This window comes from Rubrivirga sp. S365 (assembly GCF_032248475.1).
Classification (GTDB): Bacteria; Bacteroidota; Rhodothermia; order Rhodothermales; family Rubricoccaceae; genus Rubrivirga; species Rubrivirga litoralis.
Genome location: NZ_JAVTTN010000001.1, coordinates 1962547 through 1977576 on the forward strand (window position 1 = coordinate 1962547; position 15030 = coordinate 1977576).

A 15030-nucleotide genomic window follows, 5' to 3' on the forward strand; every position below is an offset into this window, starting at 1 on the left:
CGGCCCTCCCCCGGTGGGGGAGGGCCGGACCTCTACCAAACAGTCTCTTACTGATCGATCGCCTTACTGACTCATCGACCTACCGCCCTACTCTCCCCCCGAGCCGCGCTCGACTGGCGCCCACACTGGCTCCGCCACGCCGGCCGCGTGGTTGACCCACCGCGCGAGCGTGAACAGGAGGTCCGAGAGCCGGTTGAGGTAGTGGAGCGCGTCCTGCGACACCTCCTCCAGCGCCGCCGTCTCGACGACCAGTCGCTCGGCCCGGCGCGCGACGGTCCGCCCGAGGTGGAGCGCGGCGGCGGCCGGCGTGCCGCCGGGCAACACGAAGTGTTTGAGGGCGGGGAGGTCGGCGGTCAGCGCATCGATGTCGGCCTCGAGCGCGGCCACGTGCGGCGCCTCGATCCGCGGGACCGGGTACGTGACGTCGCCGGGCGAGGCGAGGTCGCCGCCGAGCACGAACAGCTCCTCCTGGAGCCGCGCGAGGAGCGCGTCGGCGCGGTCCGCCCCGCTCTGGTCGCCGAGCGCGGCGCGGGCCATCCCGAGCGCGGCGTTGGCCTCGTCGACCGTCCCGTAGGCAGAAATCCGGGGGTGGCTTTTGGCCACACGGCCGCCGCCGAACAGGGCAGTCGTGCCGTCGTCGCCGGTGCGGGTGTAGACTTTCAAGGGGGAGAGGGGAAAAGGAGAAGGGGGAAGGGCGGGGCGTGAACGTTCATAGGGAGCAGCGTCCTGGCGAGTGGCGCCACCCCGCCCCGTGCGTTTCTCGCTCCTCGCCTCTCACGTTCCACTTCCCAACGCTCCAAAGTACCGGATGCGGACGCCGGCCGCGTCCGTGTCGACCTCGGCCTCGACCCCGAACACGTCGCGCAGAAGGGCGGGGCGGAGGACGTCCGCCGGCGGCCCGTCGGCGACGAGCCGGCCGCCCGCGAGCACCCAGAGCCGGTCGGCAAAGCGGGCCGCCAACTCCAGGTCGTGGACCGCCGCCACGACCGTCCGCCCCGCCGCCCCCAGCGCGCGGACGCGGGCCAGCAGGTCCAGCTGGTGGCGGACGTCGAGGTGCGCCGTGGGCTCGTCCAGGAGCAACAGCCGGGCGTCCTGGGCGAGCGCCTGGGCCAGAAACACCCGCTGCTGCTCGCCGCCCGAGAGCTCCGGAACCGGCCGGTCCGCGAACGCCGCCAGGTCGACGGCGGCGAGGGCCTTGGCCACGCGGCGTTGGTCATCGCCCCCGAGCGCTGCCAGCCACCCGAGGTGCGGGGCGCGGCCCAGCCCGACGACCTCAGCGACCGTAAAGTCGACGGCGAGGTCCGCCTGCTGCCGCACGAGGGCCACCTCGCGCGCCCGCTCGCGCGCCGGCCACGCCCGAACGCCCCGCCCGCGCAGCGCGAGCGTTCCCGAGTAGGGGAGGAGCCCGGCGGCGGCGCGGAGCAGCGTCGTCTTGCCCGCCCCGTTCGGCCCGACGAGCCCGACCCGCTCGCCCTCGGCGACCGCGAACGACACGTCGCGCAGCACCGACCGGTCGCCCAGCGAGACGGACAGGTCGTGGGCGGCAAGGTGGGGCACGGGCGGGGGCGGGGTGGAGCGGAGCGCGGCCGCCCCGCCCTCAGGTCCACACGGCGCGCGAACAGGCGGACCCAACGGGCGGGGCGGGCCGTTACCGCGCGCCCGTCGCTCCGGTTCGCCCGCCGCCCATGCCCCGCCGCCCCGCCCCGCTCGCGCCGCTCCTGGCCGCCCTCGCCCTGCTCCCGCTGCTCGCCGCCTGCGACGGGGCGACCGTCGAGGAGCAGCGCTTTTTCGAGGACCAGGCGTTCTCCCCGCCCTCCGGCTACACGCGGACCGACGCGAGCGGGGCGGTCGTCGCCGAGGACGCGGGCGACTGGCGGATCGGGCCGGCCTACGGGGGCCTCGTCCAGACGATCCAGGTGCCGTACCCCAACCCGCTCCCGTTCCGCGAGACCGGCGTGTACCAGGTCAACGTGGTCTCGGGCGTGGCCGGCGGGCTCGCGCTCTACCGGCTCGACGGCGACGGCCGCCTCCGCCTCATCGGCCAGCCGTGCGACGACGCCGTCACGTCGACGATCTGCACGTTCACGTTCCAGGGCCGCGAGGTGTCGCCGGTCGGCGACGACGCCCTCACGCGGCTCCTGCTCGTCGACGGCCGGAACGGCGTCGTCAGCTACGGCGATGTCCAGCCGGCGGAGTAGGGCGGGGCGGGGGAGGTACAGAGGCGCCACCCCGCCCGAGCCTTTCTGCGAGGTGGCCGAAGCCGCCCCGCCCCGCCCGAGCAGACGGCGGGCGGGGCGGTGACGGGCGCGCGACGCCCGCCCCGCCCTCGGACCCTCACCCGCCGGTCCGCTGCTGGAGGCGCTCGAAGTAGCGCTTGATGAGGTCCTGGTAGTCCGACGCGTACCCGCTCTCGAGCGCCCGGATCAGGTCGCGGCGGACGCGCTCGGCCGGCCGCTCGGTCCGGGGCGGGGCGGGGCGGTCGGGGTCCGGGCGGGCGGTCCCCGTCTGCGCCTCGCGCTGCTCCTCGCGGCCCCGCTGGTTGACCGACTCCTCGGCTTCGAGGAGCTTCTCGAGGATCTGCTGCTGGCGCGGGGCCGTCCGCCGGTCGGCGCGCCCGCGGCGCAGGTCCTGGGCCGCCTCGCGCATCTGGTCCTCGACGCGCTTGAGCGCGCTCCGGTCGCCGGGCTCCAGCCCCGCCCCGCCCCCCTCGACGGCGCGCTGGAGCTGGCGCCGGAGGGCTTCCTGCTGCTCCGCCATCTGCCGCATCCGCCGGCCCTCCCCAGGCGAGAGCCGCTCGCCGGCCGACTCGTTCAGCATCTGCTGGATGCGCTGGTTGAGCCGCTGCTGCTGCTGGCCGATCTGCTGCATCTTCTGCGGCATCCCCTGGCCCTCCCCGCCCTGCTGCTGGCTCTGATTCTGGAGCTGGTCGAGCAGGTTCGAGAGTAGGAGTGCGAGCTCGTTCAGGTGCGACATGGCCGTCCGCTGGTGGGCGGCGCCCTGGCGCGACTGGCGCTCGGCGAGCTGCTCCAGCGCGCCGGCCATCTCGCGGCGCGCGTTGCCGGCCCGCTCGTCGATGTCGGGGCCGAGCTGGGGGACTGAGAGGGCCACGCGGCGGAGTGTGTCGGTGACGGCCGCGAGCCCGTCGCGGAGCTCGCCCTGGCGGCGAGCGACGGGCACGAGGGCGGGGTTGCGCGCCGGGATCGCCTGCGTCTCGCCGGCCAGCCGCTCCTGCTCGCGCGACAGCGTGAGGACGTCTTCGAGCGAGCGGCGGAGGGCGGCTTGGTCCACCTGGGCCTGCTGGCCCTGCATCTGGGCGCTCTGCTGGCGCATCTTCTGAGCCATCTGGCGGAGCTGCTTGGACATCTCCTCCTGCCCCTCCTGGGCGTCCTGGAGCTGGTTCTGCTGGAGCTGCTGGGCGTTCTGCTCCATCTGCTGCGGGAGCCCGCCGTCCTGCTGCATCTGCTCCATCATCTGCTCCAGGGCCTCGGTCGGCGCGCGGGGCACGTCGTCGGCCGCCTCGCGCGCGTTCTCTAGCTGCTCCTCCAGGGCCTCGGCGTCCTCGGCGGCCCGGCGCTGCTCCTCGGCCAGCCGCTCGCGCTCGGCCGGCGTGTTCGGGCGGGGCGGCGTCGGCTCGCCACCCCGCTCCGGCTCGTTCTCGCCGGGGGCGGGGCGGTCGGGGCGCATCGCCTCGGTCTCGCGGGCCAGCCGCTCCTCGGTCTCAGCGAGGTCCTCGGCGCGGCGCGCGGCCTCCTCCATCTCGACGGCGGCCTCGAGCCGCTTCATGAGGCTCATGGCCCGTTCGAGGCGGCGGCGGAACTCCTCCTCGGTTTGGGCGGCCTCCTCGGACTCCTGGAGCATCTCCTGGAGGTCGAGCCGCTCCATCGCGTCGCGGAGGCGTTCGAGGGCGTCGCGGAGCTCGGGCGTGTCGAGCTCGTCCATCACGCGCTGCATCTGCTCGAACCGCTGGCGCGTGGCCTCGTCGGTGAGGTCCTGGCGCTGCATCTGCTCGGATAGGCGCTGCATCTGCTCGCGGAGGCCCTGCGCCTGCTCGCCCAGCTCGGACTGCTCGCGCAGGAGCTCCTCGACCTGGCGGCGGTCCTCCCAGTCCGGGTCGAGCGACTGGCGGAGGTCGTCGCGGAGCCGGCGGAACCGCTCGCCCGACTCCTCGGCGGTCTCCTGGAGCTCGTCGAGCGCCTGGGCCGCCGAGTCGCGGTCGGCGTCGAAGGCGTCGAGGCGGTCGGCGAGCGTGGGGTAGCGGAGCGTAAAGGAGGGCGTCCGCGCCGCCTTGCCGCCCCGCCCGTCGTTGTCGCGGACGGTCCCGTAGAGCTCGACGGTGGCGCCGGGGCGGATGCCCGGCAGGCGGAGGTCGAGGGCCACCTCCTGGTCGAGCGGCCGCGAGCGGACCGGGAGGCGGAGCCGCCGGAGCGGGCCGGCCACCCCGCCCTCGGACGCCGCCACGCGGTAGACGAGCGCGCCGCCCGAGAACCCGAAGTCGTCGGTGACGCGGAACACGAGGCGCCGGGCGTCGCCCGAGAGCGGGTCCTCGGCGCCTTCCAGGAGCGCGATCTGCGGCGGCCCGTCGCTCAGCGTGCCCAGCGAGTACGTCGCCGCGTCCGCGTTCTGGAGCCCGTTTCCGGCCTCCAGGCGCACCGAATACGTGCCGCCGCCGCGGAGCCCGAACCCGCCCGACGCCTGGTCGCCCTCGACGCGGAGCGGGACCCGCTGCGTGCGGCCGTCCTCCCACGCCACCTGGAGCCACGCCGCCTCGGGCCGCGTCCCGCCCAGCCGCACGCGGACGCGGACGCCCGAGCCCACGAGCCCGGTCACGTCGCCGACGCCCTCGGGCAGCCGCCGCGCCCGGCGCCCGCTGTACGCGGGCGGGGCGACCGTCACCTGGACCCCGCGCACGAGCGGCCGGTTCTCGACCGTGATCTCGTACCACCGCGAGCGCACGCCGTCGGCCAGCACGCGGTAGCGCATGTCGGCCCGGACGTCCTCGACGGTGTAGGCGAACGCGCCGTCAGCGTCAGCTTGGAGGCGGACGGTTTCGGTCGCCCGCTCGTCGGCGCGGCCGACTTCGAGGCGCGCCGTGAGCGGCAGCTCGCGCCCGGCGGCCCGGACGGCGACGGGCAGGCTCGCCCCGCGCGACACGGCCGCGTCGCCCGGCGACACGTCGAGGCGGAAGGGGGCGGGCGGGGCGAAGTAGACGCCCGGCGCGAGGAGTCGGGCCGCCGCCCCGCCCACGGTCGACGGCGCGCCGAGAAAGAGGGCGGCGAGCAGGAGCGCCGGAACCGCGGCCCACCGGGCGGTCCGCCACGCCGGCCCAAAGGCGTGGACGCGCTCGAAGGGGACGTCCCGGACCTCGCGGCCGAGCGCGTCGAGGGCCGCCTCGTGGAGCCGCCCCGCCCCGCCCGAGGCGTGGCCGTCGGCGAGGTCGAGGAACGTGGCGAGCCGGTCGTCGACGCCGGCGTAGTCGCGGCCGGCGCGGCGGACGACGGCGCGCTCGTCGAGCCCGGGCAGCACGCCGGCCCCGCGCAGGAGCGGCACGACGACGAGCGCGGCCGTCAGCCCGGCGAGGAGCGCGGCGAGCAGCCAGAACACGGCCGTCCGTAGCTCGACGCCCAGCCAGAACCCGGCCTCGGCCGCGACCGCCACCAGGGCCACGGCGGCGACCACCCCGCCCGTGACCAGCACGCCCTGGGCCACGGCCGCCGCCGTCAGCCGCCGGCGGGCGTGCCGGATCCGGCGGCGGAGCGCGTCGGCGAGCGGGGTGGACATGCGGGGCGGGGCGGGGCGGCCGGAAGGTAGCGGACCGTCCCGCGCGAACGGGGCGGGGCGGTGGGCGATTGCCCAGCACGTAGGGGCGGCGGGTGGCGGCCCCGGTGGTCTCCACCCCGCCCGCACGGCACGGGCGGGGCGGTGAATCGGCCGGGGCGGCCGGGTACGATCCGTCGAATCGTGCGGTCGGGGGGATCACCCCGCCCGTGTCGCGTGGGCGGGGCGGTCGCGGGCGGGGTCCCGAGCGGGCGACCGCCGGTCGCCCCTACGATGTCGGCTCGTTTGTGGGCGGGGCGGCGAACGCTGGCGGCGGGCTTCCGTATCTAGGCTGCCCTTCACACCTGCTCCCCATGCGCGACACGCTCGCGGTCATCCTCGGCGGCGGCGCCGGGACCCGGCTCTTCCCGCTCACCGCCCACCGCTCGAAGCCGGCCGTCCCGCTCGCCGGGAAGTACCGGATCATCGACATCCCGATCTCGAACTGCATCAACAGCGAGCTGCTGCGGATGTTCGTCGTCACGCAGTACAACTCGGCCAGCCTCAACCGGCACGTCTCGCGGGCCTACCGCTTCGACCGCTTTGGCCACGGGTTCGTGACGATCCTGGCCGCCGAGCAGACGCCGGACTCCGAGCAGTGGTACCAAGGCACGGCCGACGCCGTGCGCCAGTGCCTCCAGCACATCAACGCCTACCCGCACCGGCGCGTGCTCGTCCTCTCCGGCGACCAACTCTACCGGATGGACTTCAACACGTTCTCGGACCACCACCGCTCGACGTGGGCCGACCTCACGGTCGCGACGGTCCCGGTGACGGCCGACGAGGCGCCGGCGTTCGGGATCCTCAAGACGGACGCCGACGGGGTCATCACCGAGTTCCGCGAGAAGCCGGCGCGCGACCAGCTCGACGGCCTCGACAGCCCGGTCTCGGAGCGGATGCGCGAGCAGGGCCGCGTGTACCTGGCGTCGATGGGGATCTACATGTTCGAGCGCGACGTGCTCCGCGAGGTGCTCCTGGCCAACCCCGGCGAGACCGACTTCGGCAAGGAGATCATCCCGGCCGCCATCCGCTCGCGGCGCGTGGTGAGCTACCCCCACGACGGCTACTGGTCCGACATCGGGACCGTGCGGTCGTTTTACGAGGCTAACCTGAACCTGGCCTCGAAGGTGCCGTCGTTCGACCTCTACGACGAGGACGCGCCCATCTACACGAACTCGCGGATGCTCCCGCCGGCCAAGATCCAGGACTCCCGTGTCGTCGACTCGATGATCGCCGAGGCGTCCGTCGTGACGCGGGCGACGGTCGAGGGCTCGGTCGTCGGGATCCGGTCGTACGTGGGCGAGGGCGCCGCGCTGCGGCACGTGGTCATGCTCGGGGCCGACTACCTCCCGTGGCGCGACCCGGCGCGGCGGCCCGGCGTGGACCCGCCGCCGAGCCCGGGCATCGGCCGCGGGAGCGTGGTCGAGAGCGCGATCATCGACAAGAACGTCCAGGTCGGCGCCGACTGCCGGATCACGAACGAGGACGGCGTGACCGACGCCGACGGCGACGGCTGGTACATCCGCGACGGCATCGTCGTGCTCCCCAAAAACGCCATCGTCCCCGACGGGACGGTCATCTGAATGCGGAATGGTGAATGCGGAAGGCGGAAAGGGGGCGGCCCGTGGGTTCGAACCCCGCCCCTCGCCGCCCCGCCCCCGAGTTTGGGGCAGGCACCTTCCGCATTCAACCTTCCGAATTCCACATTCTAAACTGGCTGTGCGCCACGGGCGGGGCGGCGAACAAGGGTTTGGTCTCGGCCCACGTCTCGCGGAACAGGTCGGAGCGGCGGTAGGCGTCGAGGGCGTCGGCGCTGTCCCAGTGGCTGAACGTGGTGAGCACGTTGGGGAAGCGGGCGTCCTCCCACAGCTCGAGGTGCCGGCACCCGGGCGCGGCGGCGATCCGCGGGCGGGCCTCGCGGAAGAGGGCGAGAAAGTCGCCCAGCCGGTCGGGCCGGAACGTCATGCGGACGGTGCGGAGCAGGGGCGGGGTGGCGATGGGGGCGGGGGGCTGGTGGTCGGCGGGGGCGGCGTCGGTCGCCACCCCGCCCGCGCGCGTCTGCGGACGGGCCGGTCGCACGGGCGGGGCGGGGTGGGGTTTCCGCCCCGCCCGCGGCGGGCCGAGGCCCGGGCGGGGCGGTCGGATCGAGGCGCGGGCGGGGCGCGTAGCTTCCGCCCCGCCCACTCCCACCCCGCCCGTGCTCCCTCGGCGCCGCCCGGACCCCCGCCCCGACCGCACGAACGACGAGTGGGTGGCCGCGCTCGGCTCGGACGGCCCCGAGGCCGAGGCCGCCCTCGCCGACCTCCGCCCGGTCCTCCTGCGCGCCCTCCACGTCACACTCGCGCCGCGCGTGGACCGCGGGGCCGACGCGCTCGCCGAGGACCTCGTGCAGCGGGCGCTGCTCCACGTCCGCGACCGGGTCGGCCAGTTCCGCGGCGACGCCCGGTTCACGACGTGGGCGCAGAAGGTGGCCGTGCGGATCGCGCTCTCCGAGCTCCGCCGGAAGCGGTGGGAGAACGTCTCGCTCGACGCCGTCGTGGCCGACCCGCCGGCGGCCCCCGAGCCCGGCGCCGACGAGGTGATGGAGCAGGGCGAGGCCGCCGCCCTCGTCCGCCGCCTCATCGACGAGGACCTCACCGAGCGACAGCAGACGGCGCTCAAGGCCGTCCTCGCCGGCATGCCGATGGACGAGGTGGCCAGGCGGCTGGACACGAACCGGAACGCGCTCTACAAGCTGCTCCACGACGCCCGGCTCCGCCTCAAGCGGGCGTTCGAGGACCGCGGCCTGGGGCCGGACGACCTTCTCGACCTCTAGGCCACCACGTGCTGCGGGCGGGGCGGCCCGCGCGCCGCTGTAAGACCTCCCCGCCCGCCGGCGTCTACGGCACACCATGACCCTCACCCCCGACGTCCTCCGCTTTCTCGTCCGGCGCGTGTTCAACGCGCACCCCGGTGAGATCCCGTGTGGCGACTGCTACGTCCACGTCGACCACTTTGCGGAGATGGAGCTGGCCGGCCTGGACGCGGCGGCCGCCCTCCCGCTCGTTGAGGAGCACCTGCAGACGTGCCCCGGGTGCCGGGAGGAGTTCGCGTGCCTCGTCGCCGTGCTCCGCGACGCGTCGCAGGCGCCGGAGCGGGCCGAGCCGTAGGGCCGAGACCGCCCCGCCCATGCCTACGCCGCTCGCTGACCTCGCCGTGCTCACGCTCGTCGTCGCCCACGGGACCGACGCCGACCTGGACCCGCGCGAAACGCACGTGCTCGTCGAGCAGCTGGGGCGGCTCTCGACGCTCCTCGACCCCGACGTCCACAGCGGGGCTGACCTGAGCGCGGTCGTAGAGGCGGCCGTCAAGGTTTACGGCGACCTCAGCGTGGTCGGACTGGACACGGTCGTCGCCCGGTTCCGCGACGCCGTCGGCCCGCCGCTGCTGGCCCGCGCCCACGCCGCGCTCGTCCGCGTGGCCGACGCCGACGGCGTGGTCCACACGATGGAGCGGACCGTCCTCCGGCACATTGCCCAGGCGTGGGGGTTGGAAGAGCCGTAGGCGGTGGGGATCCGTGGGGCAGGGCGGGGTGGTCGGCTTGGGCCTCGTTGCCCGCGATTCGCCCTTGCGCTCGGCGGGCGGGGTGGGCACCTTTGCGCATTCTCCACTCCGCAGTCCAGCCGTGCACAGCCGCCGCCGTTTTCTCGCCTCCACGCTCGCCGCCGGCGCCGCGCTGCCCGTCGCCGCGCTGCCCGCTCCGCTCGCGGACCACCGCCCCGCCCCCGGCGCCCCGCCGGGCGCCGTGCCCATGCCGGAGGCCCAGAGCCGGCCGGTGACGGTCGGCGAGATCGCGGCGGCCGAGGCCGTCTTCGGGCTCTCGTTCACGCCGGACCAGCGCGAGCTCATGCTCGACGACGTGAACGACCGGCTGGAGCAGCTCGCGGCGATCCGCGCCGCCGAGCCGCCTAACAGCGTGCCGCCGGCGCTCGCGCTCGACCTCGGTCTGAGCGGGGAGGCCCGCCCCGCCCCGGGCGCCGGCGCGTCGGTCTCCATGCCGGCCGCTGTTCGGCGCCGGCCGTCGGACCAGGACCTCGCGTTCGCGTCGATCCCCGAGCTGGGCGCGCTCCTCCGGGGCGGGGCGGTCACGGCTGTCGGCCTCGCTGAGCTGTTCCTGGACCGGCTCGCGCGGTTCGACAGCCGGCTCCAGGCCGTCGTGACGCTCACGCGCGAGCGGGCGCTCGAGACGGCCCGCGCGCGCGACGCCGAGCTCGCGGCGGGCATCGACCTCGGTCCGCTCCACGGCATCCCGTACGGCGCCAAGGACCTGCTGGCCGCCCGCGGCTACCCCACGACGTGGGGCGCCGAGCCGTACCGCGACCAAGTGATCGACGAGGACGCCGCCGCCGTGAGCAAGCTGGAGGCCGCCGGCGCCGTGCTCGTCGCCAAGCTCACGCTGGGCGCGTTGGCCTGGGGCGACGTGTGGTTCGGGGGGACGACCAAGAACCCCTGGAACCCGGACGAGGGCGCGAGCGGGTCGAGCGCCGGGCCGGGCGCGGCCGTCGCCGCCGGGCTCGTCCCGTTCGCCATCGGGTCCGAGACGCTGGGCTCGATCGTCTCGCCGTCGACGCGGAACGGCGTGACCGGCCTCCGGCCGACGTTCGGGCGCGTGCCCACGCGCGGCGCGATGGCGCTCTCGTGGAGCATGGACAAGCTCGGGCCGATGGCGCGGTCGGCCGTCGACTGCGCCCTCGTGTTCGACGCCCTCCGCGGGGCCGACCCCGAGGCGGCCCGCCCCGCCCTCGCTCCTGACCCCGCGTTCCCGTTCGACCCCGCCTCCCCGCTCGGCGACCTCCGGGTGGGCGTCCTCGCCGGCGCCTTCGAGGCCGACGGCGCGGGCGGGGCGGCCGACCGCGCGACGCTGGCCGTGCTGGAGCGGCTGGGCGTCGACGCCCAGCCCGTCGCGCTCCCGTCGGGCGTGCCGGTCGACGCGCTGCTCCTGATCCTGGAGGCCGAGGCCGCCGCCGCCTTCGACGGCCTCACGCGCTCGGGCGGCGTCGACCGCCTCGTGCGCCAGACGCGCGACGCGTGGCCCAACGTGTTCCGCCACGGCCACCTCGTCCCGGCCGTCGACTACCTCAACGCGAACCGGCTGCGGACCGTCCTCATGCGCGAGATGGCCGCGCTGTTCGACGGCCTCGACGTGCTCGTCACGCCCAGCTTCGGGAACGCCGGCCTCGCGATCACGAACCTGACGGGCCACCCCGCCGCGGTCGTCCCCAACGGCTTTTTCCCGGTCGAGGGCTCCGCGGACCGCCGGAGCCCGCACTCGGTCACGTTCCTCGGGCCGCTCTGGAAGGACCACCTCCCGCTGCGCCTGGCCCACGCGGTCCAGGAGGCGACCGACTTCCACACGCGCCGGCCGCCGGTGAGCTAGAGCACCCTCCGGGTGGGTACGGGGTACTCGGTACGGGGCAGGCTCGAAGCAGACGGGTCGGGCCACGTACCTGTACCTCGCACCCTGTACCCTTCTCAAGCGTGCTTCGGGAGCCCTGCGTCTTTTCCCGTGGACGCGCCGCCCCGCCCGCGCCCGCCTCTCCTCGCAATGGGGCGGGGCGGGGCGGTCGGCACGGAGTGTGAGCGGGGCGGTGGGTATCGTTGGTCGTCCCCTTCCCCCCGCTGCCATGTCCCGCCACCCCGCCCGCGCGTTCCGCGCGCCTGTCCTCGCCGCGCTCGTCGCCCTCACGGCCTTGTCCGGCTGCGCCACGCTCGCCGGCACCAACTACTACTCGGTCGAGGAGGAGTGGCAGCTCGGGCAGCAGCTCGAGACCCAGCTGAGACAGGAGCTCCGGCTCGCCAACGACCCGCTCGTGACCGGCTACGTCCGCGAGATGGGCCAGCGGATGGTCCGCGCGGCCGGCGTCGACAACCTGCCGTGGCGGTTCTACGTCGTCCGCGACGACGCCGTCAACGCGTTCAACGTGCCGGGCGGGCTGGTGTACATAAACACGGGGCTCATCGCGAACGTGGGGAGCGCGGGCGAGCTGGCCGGCGCGATCGCGCACGAGGTGGCCCACGGCGTCGAGCGGCACGGGACCCAGCGGCTCTCGAAGAGCAACGAGACGAACGCCATCGCCGGCATGGTCCTCGGCCGCAACCCCGGCGCCGTCACGCAGATCGCGGCCCAGATCGCGGCGCAGGGCGCGTTCGCCTCGTTCTCGCGCGCCGACGAGCGCGAGGCCGACGCCGTCGGCGTTCGCGTTATGGCCGAGGCCGGGTACGACCCGGAGGGGCTGGCCCAGCTGCTGGAGCGGCTCGCGGCCGAGGAGCGGGGCGGTGGCATCGCGCTGCTCCGGTCCCACCCGCTCTCGTCCGAGCGGATGCAGACGGTCCGCCAGCTGGCCCGGCCGTACGACGGCCGCGACCTGCGCCTGACCGACGGCCGGTTCTCCGCCGTCCGCCGCCGCGCCGCGCAGCTGTAGGGCCGCCGCCCCGCCCTCGCTCCTACCCACGCCCCGCCCCGCCCGCTCTGTTGTGGGCGGGGCGGTCCGCTCTCTGTCGGTTGCGCCGGGCGGGGCGGGGGAGCCATCTTCCGCGCCGCTCACCGTGCACCATGCCCCTCGACCTCGCCCGCGTCCAGGCCCTCGTCTTCGACGTCGACGGGACGCTCTCGGACACCGACGACCACCTCGTGGCGCAGATCGCCGGCGTCCTCGACGCGCTCCCGCTCCTGAGCGGGCGCCGGGCGGCCGAGCTCGCGCGGCGCATCGTGATGGGCGCCGAGAGCCCGGTCAACGCGGCGTACGGGGCCATCGACCGCTACGGCCTGGACGACGAGCTGGCGGCGCTCAAGGGCCTCCTCACGCGGGCCATCGCCCAGCGGAACCGGGCCGAGCGCCACCCCGCCGAGGCCGCCGACGAGGTGCCCCACGACCTCGTCCCGGACGTGGCCGAGATGCTCCGCGCCCTCGCCCCGCGCTACCCCATGAGCGCCTTCTCGACGGGCGGGGAGGTCCGCATCCGGGCGTTCCTGGCGCACCACGGCGTGGCCGACCTGTTCGCGGCCGTCGTCGGCGCGCAGACGACGCCGCGCATGAAGCCCTACCCTGACCCGCTCGTCTATGCCGCCGAGGCCATGAACGTGGCGCCCGAGGCGTGCCTCGTGATCGGCGACACGACGGTCGATATGGAGACGGCGCGGGCGGTGGGCGCGCAGGCCGTCGGCGTGCTGTGCGGGTTCGGGACCGAGGACGAGCTGGTCCGCGAGGGCGCCGACCTCGTGCTCGCCACGACGTCCGACCTGCTCGCCGTGCTCGCGCCGGCCCGCGACGCGCTCGGCGCGAGCGCCGACCCGGCCGCCCCGCCCGCGCACGCCACCGTGCCATCCCGGCCCACGCGGGCGGGGCGGGGGGGAGAGTCCTGACGGGACGGCCGGGCGGATCGTAGGGGGCGGATTGCCCGTTAGGACGGGTGCTCCCTCAAGACCGAGCCGGCCGTGTCGCTTCACCCCGCCCCCGCTTTCCTGGAAGACCGCCGGCTCCGCGCCCTCCTGGCGACGGGCCTGCTCGACACCCCGCCCGAGGATCGCTTTGACCGACTGACCCGGCTCGTGTGCCGGGTCGTCGGCGTGCCCATCGCGCTCGTCTCGCTCGTCGACGACGAGCGCCAGGTGTTCAAGAGCCAGCAGGGGCTGTCCGACCCGTGGACCGCGGGGACCCCGCTCTCGCACTCGCTCTGCCAGCGGGTGGCCCGGACGGGCCGGCTGTACCAGCTCGACGACGCCCGCGCGGGCGAGACCTGCGACCACCCCGCCGTGACGGAGATCGGCGTCGGCGCCTACCTCGGCGTCCCGATCCGCGACCCCGACGGCTACGCGCTGGGCTCGCTCTGCGCCATCGACCGCGACCCCCGGGCGTGGACGGCCGACGACCGCGCTACGCTCCGCGACCTGGCCGACATCGTCGAGAGCGAGGTGGCCCTCACGCTCGCGCTCGACGGCCGGACGGAGTCCGAGGCCCGCTACCGGGGCGTCGTCGAGAGCGTCCGCGACGTGGTCGTGCAGGCCGACGCCGAGGGCCGGTGGTCGTTCCTGAACCCGGCCTGGGAGACCGTCACGGGCCACGCGGTCGCCGAGAGCCTGGGCCGCCCGTGCCTCGACGTGATCCACCCCGACGACCACGCCGAGGTGGCGCGGAACTTCCGGTCGCTCCTCTCGGGCGCCGTCCCGTACGTCCGCCACGAGTGCCGGCTGCTCCGGGCCGGCGGCGGCGTCCGCCACGTCGAGGTCCACGTCCAGCTCCTCCGCAGCGAGGGCGGGGCGGTCCGGGGGGCGGCCGGGACGATCACGGACGTGACCGATTCGATCCGGTTCGAGGCCGAGCGCGTGGCCCGCGAGCGGACCGAGGAGATGCTCCGGATCAAGGAGGCGTTCTTGGGCAACATGAGCCACGAGCTCCGAACGCCGCTGACGGGCATCCTCGGGTTTGCCGAGGTGCTCGCCGAGGAGGTGGGCACGGAGCAGCGCGAGGCCGTCGACATCATCGTGCGGAGCGCGCAGCGGCTCCAGGGCACGCTAAACTCGGTCCTCGACTTGGCCCAGCTCGAGGGCGGCTCGTTCACGTTCGAGGCGGCGCCCGTCGACCTCCGAGGCGAGGCCGCCGAGGTGGCCCGGCTCCTGGCCCCGCTCGCCGAGCAGCGCGGCGTGGCCCTCGACGTGGTCGGCCCCCCGGTCCGGGCGCTCGCAGACTCGGCCGCGCTCCACCGGGTCCTGAACAACCTGGTCGGCAACGCGATCAAGTTTACCGACGAGGGCGGGGTGGTGGTCGAGGTCGGCGTCGACGACGGGCGCGCGTGGCTCCGCGTGGAGGACAGCGGGATCGGGATCGACCCGGCGTTCGCGCCCCGCCTGTTCGACGAGTTCGCCCAGGCCTCGACCGGCTACGCGCGGACCCACGAGGGGAACGGGCTGGGCCTCGCGATCACCAAGCGGCTCGTGGATCTCATGGGCGGGACGATCTCGGTCGAGAGCGAGCCCGGAGTGGGCAGCGCGTTCACAGTCCGCCTCCCGGCCGCCCCGGTGCCGGCGTGGATCGTGGGCGGGGTGGGGGGACCCTCGTCCTCTTGAGCGCCGTCGCGGGCGGGTACTGCATAACTCTGTTCCGATGACCGTGGTAGGCCAGTCGCTCTCGGTCTCATGCGCGCTCTGAAGGTTCGCAGTGCGCCCGCCCCGCCCCGGCG

General features: G+C 75.2%; 13 protein-coding genes. 9 read left to right on the top strand and 4 right to left on the bottom strand.

Going from position 1 to position 15030, the window contains the following annotated elements; translation table 11 throughout:
• Positions 1-87 precede the first annotated feature (87 nt).
• Both RQM47_RS08485 and RQM47_RS08490 read right to left on the bottom strand, forming a co-directional pair.
• Positions 88-663 carry a cob(I)yrinic acid a,c-diamide adenosyltransferase gene (locus RQM47_RS08485; RefSeq protein ID WP_311662525.1) on the bottom strand — a complete coding sequence of 192 codons (576 nt, stop codon included), beginning with the start codon at positions 661-663 and terminating at the stop codon, positions 88-90.
• A 111-nt stretch (positions 664-774) separates the two neighbouring features.
• Positions 775-1557 (bottom strand): ABC transporter ATP-binding protein, encoded by a 783-nt coding sequence (locus tag RQM47_RS08490; protein WP_311662524.1) that lies wholly within the window; start codon positions 1555-1557, stop codon positions 775-777.
• A gap of 128 nt (positions 1558-1685) precedes the next feature.
• Here RQM47_RS08490 and RQM47_RS08495 point away from each other — a divergent pair, with 128 nt between their 5' ends.
• Positions 1686-2198 carry a hypothetical protein gene (locus tag RQM47_RS08495; protein ID WP_311662523.1) on the top strand — a complete coding sequence of 171 codons (513 nt, stop codon included), beginning with the start codon at positions 1686-1688 and terminating at the stop codon, positions 2196-2198.
• A 136-nt stretch (positions 2199-2334) separates the two neighbouring features.
• On the opposite strand, the gene RQM47_RS08500 is transcribed toward RQM47_RS08495, so the two are convergent.
• Positions 2335-5778 carry a DUF4175 family protein gene (locus tag RQM47_RS08500; protein WP_314008491.1) on the bottom strand — a complete coding sequence of 1148 codons (3444 nt, stop codon included), beginning with the start codon at positions 5776-5778 and terminating at the stop codon, positions 2335-2337.
• 350 nt (positions 5779-6128) lie between these two features.
• Here RQM47_RS08500 and RQM47_RS08505 point away from each other — a divergent pair, with 350 nt between their 5' ends.
• Positions 6129-7397, top strand: coding sequence for a glucose-1-phosphate adenylyltransferase (locus RQM47_RS08505; protein WP_314008493.1), 1269 nt, complete (start codon positions 6129-6131; stop codon positions 7395-7397).
• Between the two features lie 103 nt (positions 7398-7500).
• On the opposite strand, the gene RQM47_RS08510 is transcribed toward RQM47_RS08505, so the two are convergent.
• Positions 7501-7893, bottom strand: a complete 393-nt coding sequence (locus RQM47_RS08510; protein WP_311662520.1) for an antibiotic biosynthesis monooxygenase family protein — start codon at positions 7891-7893, stop codon at positions 7501-7503.
• A gap of 118 nt (positions 7894-8011) precedes the next feature.
• Between RQM47_RS08510 and RQM47_RS08515 the strand changes: the two genes are divergently transcribed.
• From RQM47_RS08515 to RQM47_RS08545, 7 genes are all read left to right on the top strand, one after another.
• Positions 8012-8629 carry a sigma-70 family RNA polymerase sigma factor gene (locus RQM47_RS08515; protein WP_311662519.1) on the top strand — a complete coding sequence of 206 codons (618 nt, stop codon included), beginning with the start codon at positions 8012-8014 and terminating at the stop codon, positions 8627-8629.
• A gap of 76 nt (positions 8630-8705) precedes the next feature.
• On the top strand, positions 8706-8963 hold the full coding sequence (locus tag RQM47_RS08520) for a hypothetical protein (protein ID WP_311662518.1): 258 nt from the start codon (positions 8706-8708) through the stop codon (positions 8961-8963).
• 19 nt (positions 8964-8982) lie between these two features.
• Complete coding sequence (locus tag RQM47_RS08525) at positions 8983-9357, top strand: TerB family tellurite resistance protein (protein ID WP_311662517.1); 375 nt, start codon at positions 8983-8985, stop codon at positions 9355-9357.
• A gap of 121 nt (positions 9358-9478) precedes the next feature.
• On the top strand, positions 9479-11230 hold the full coding sequence (locus RQM47_RS08530; RefSeq protein WP_314008496.1) for an amidase: 1752 nt from the start codon (positions 9479-9481) through the stop codon (positions 11228-11230).
• 247 nt (positions 11231-11477) lie between these two features.
• Positions 11478-12275, top strand: coding sequence for a M48 family metallopeptidase (locus RQM47_RS08535; protein ID WP_314008498.1), 798 nt, complete (start codon positions 11478-11480; stop codon positions 12273-12275).
• Between the two features lie 131 nt (positions 12276-12406).
• Positions 12407-13216, top strand: coding sequence for an HAD family hydrolase (locus tag RQM47_RS08540; RefSeq protein WP_314008500.1), 810 nt, complete (start codon positions 12407-12409; stop codon positions 13214-13216).
• 72 nt (positions 13217-13288) lie between these two features.
• Entirely contained in the window at positions 13289-14917 is a 1629-nt protein-coding gene (locus tag RQM47_RS08545; protein WP_314008501.1) for an ATP-binding protein, read from the top strand.
• Positions 14918-15030: the final 113 nt, after the last annotated feature.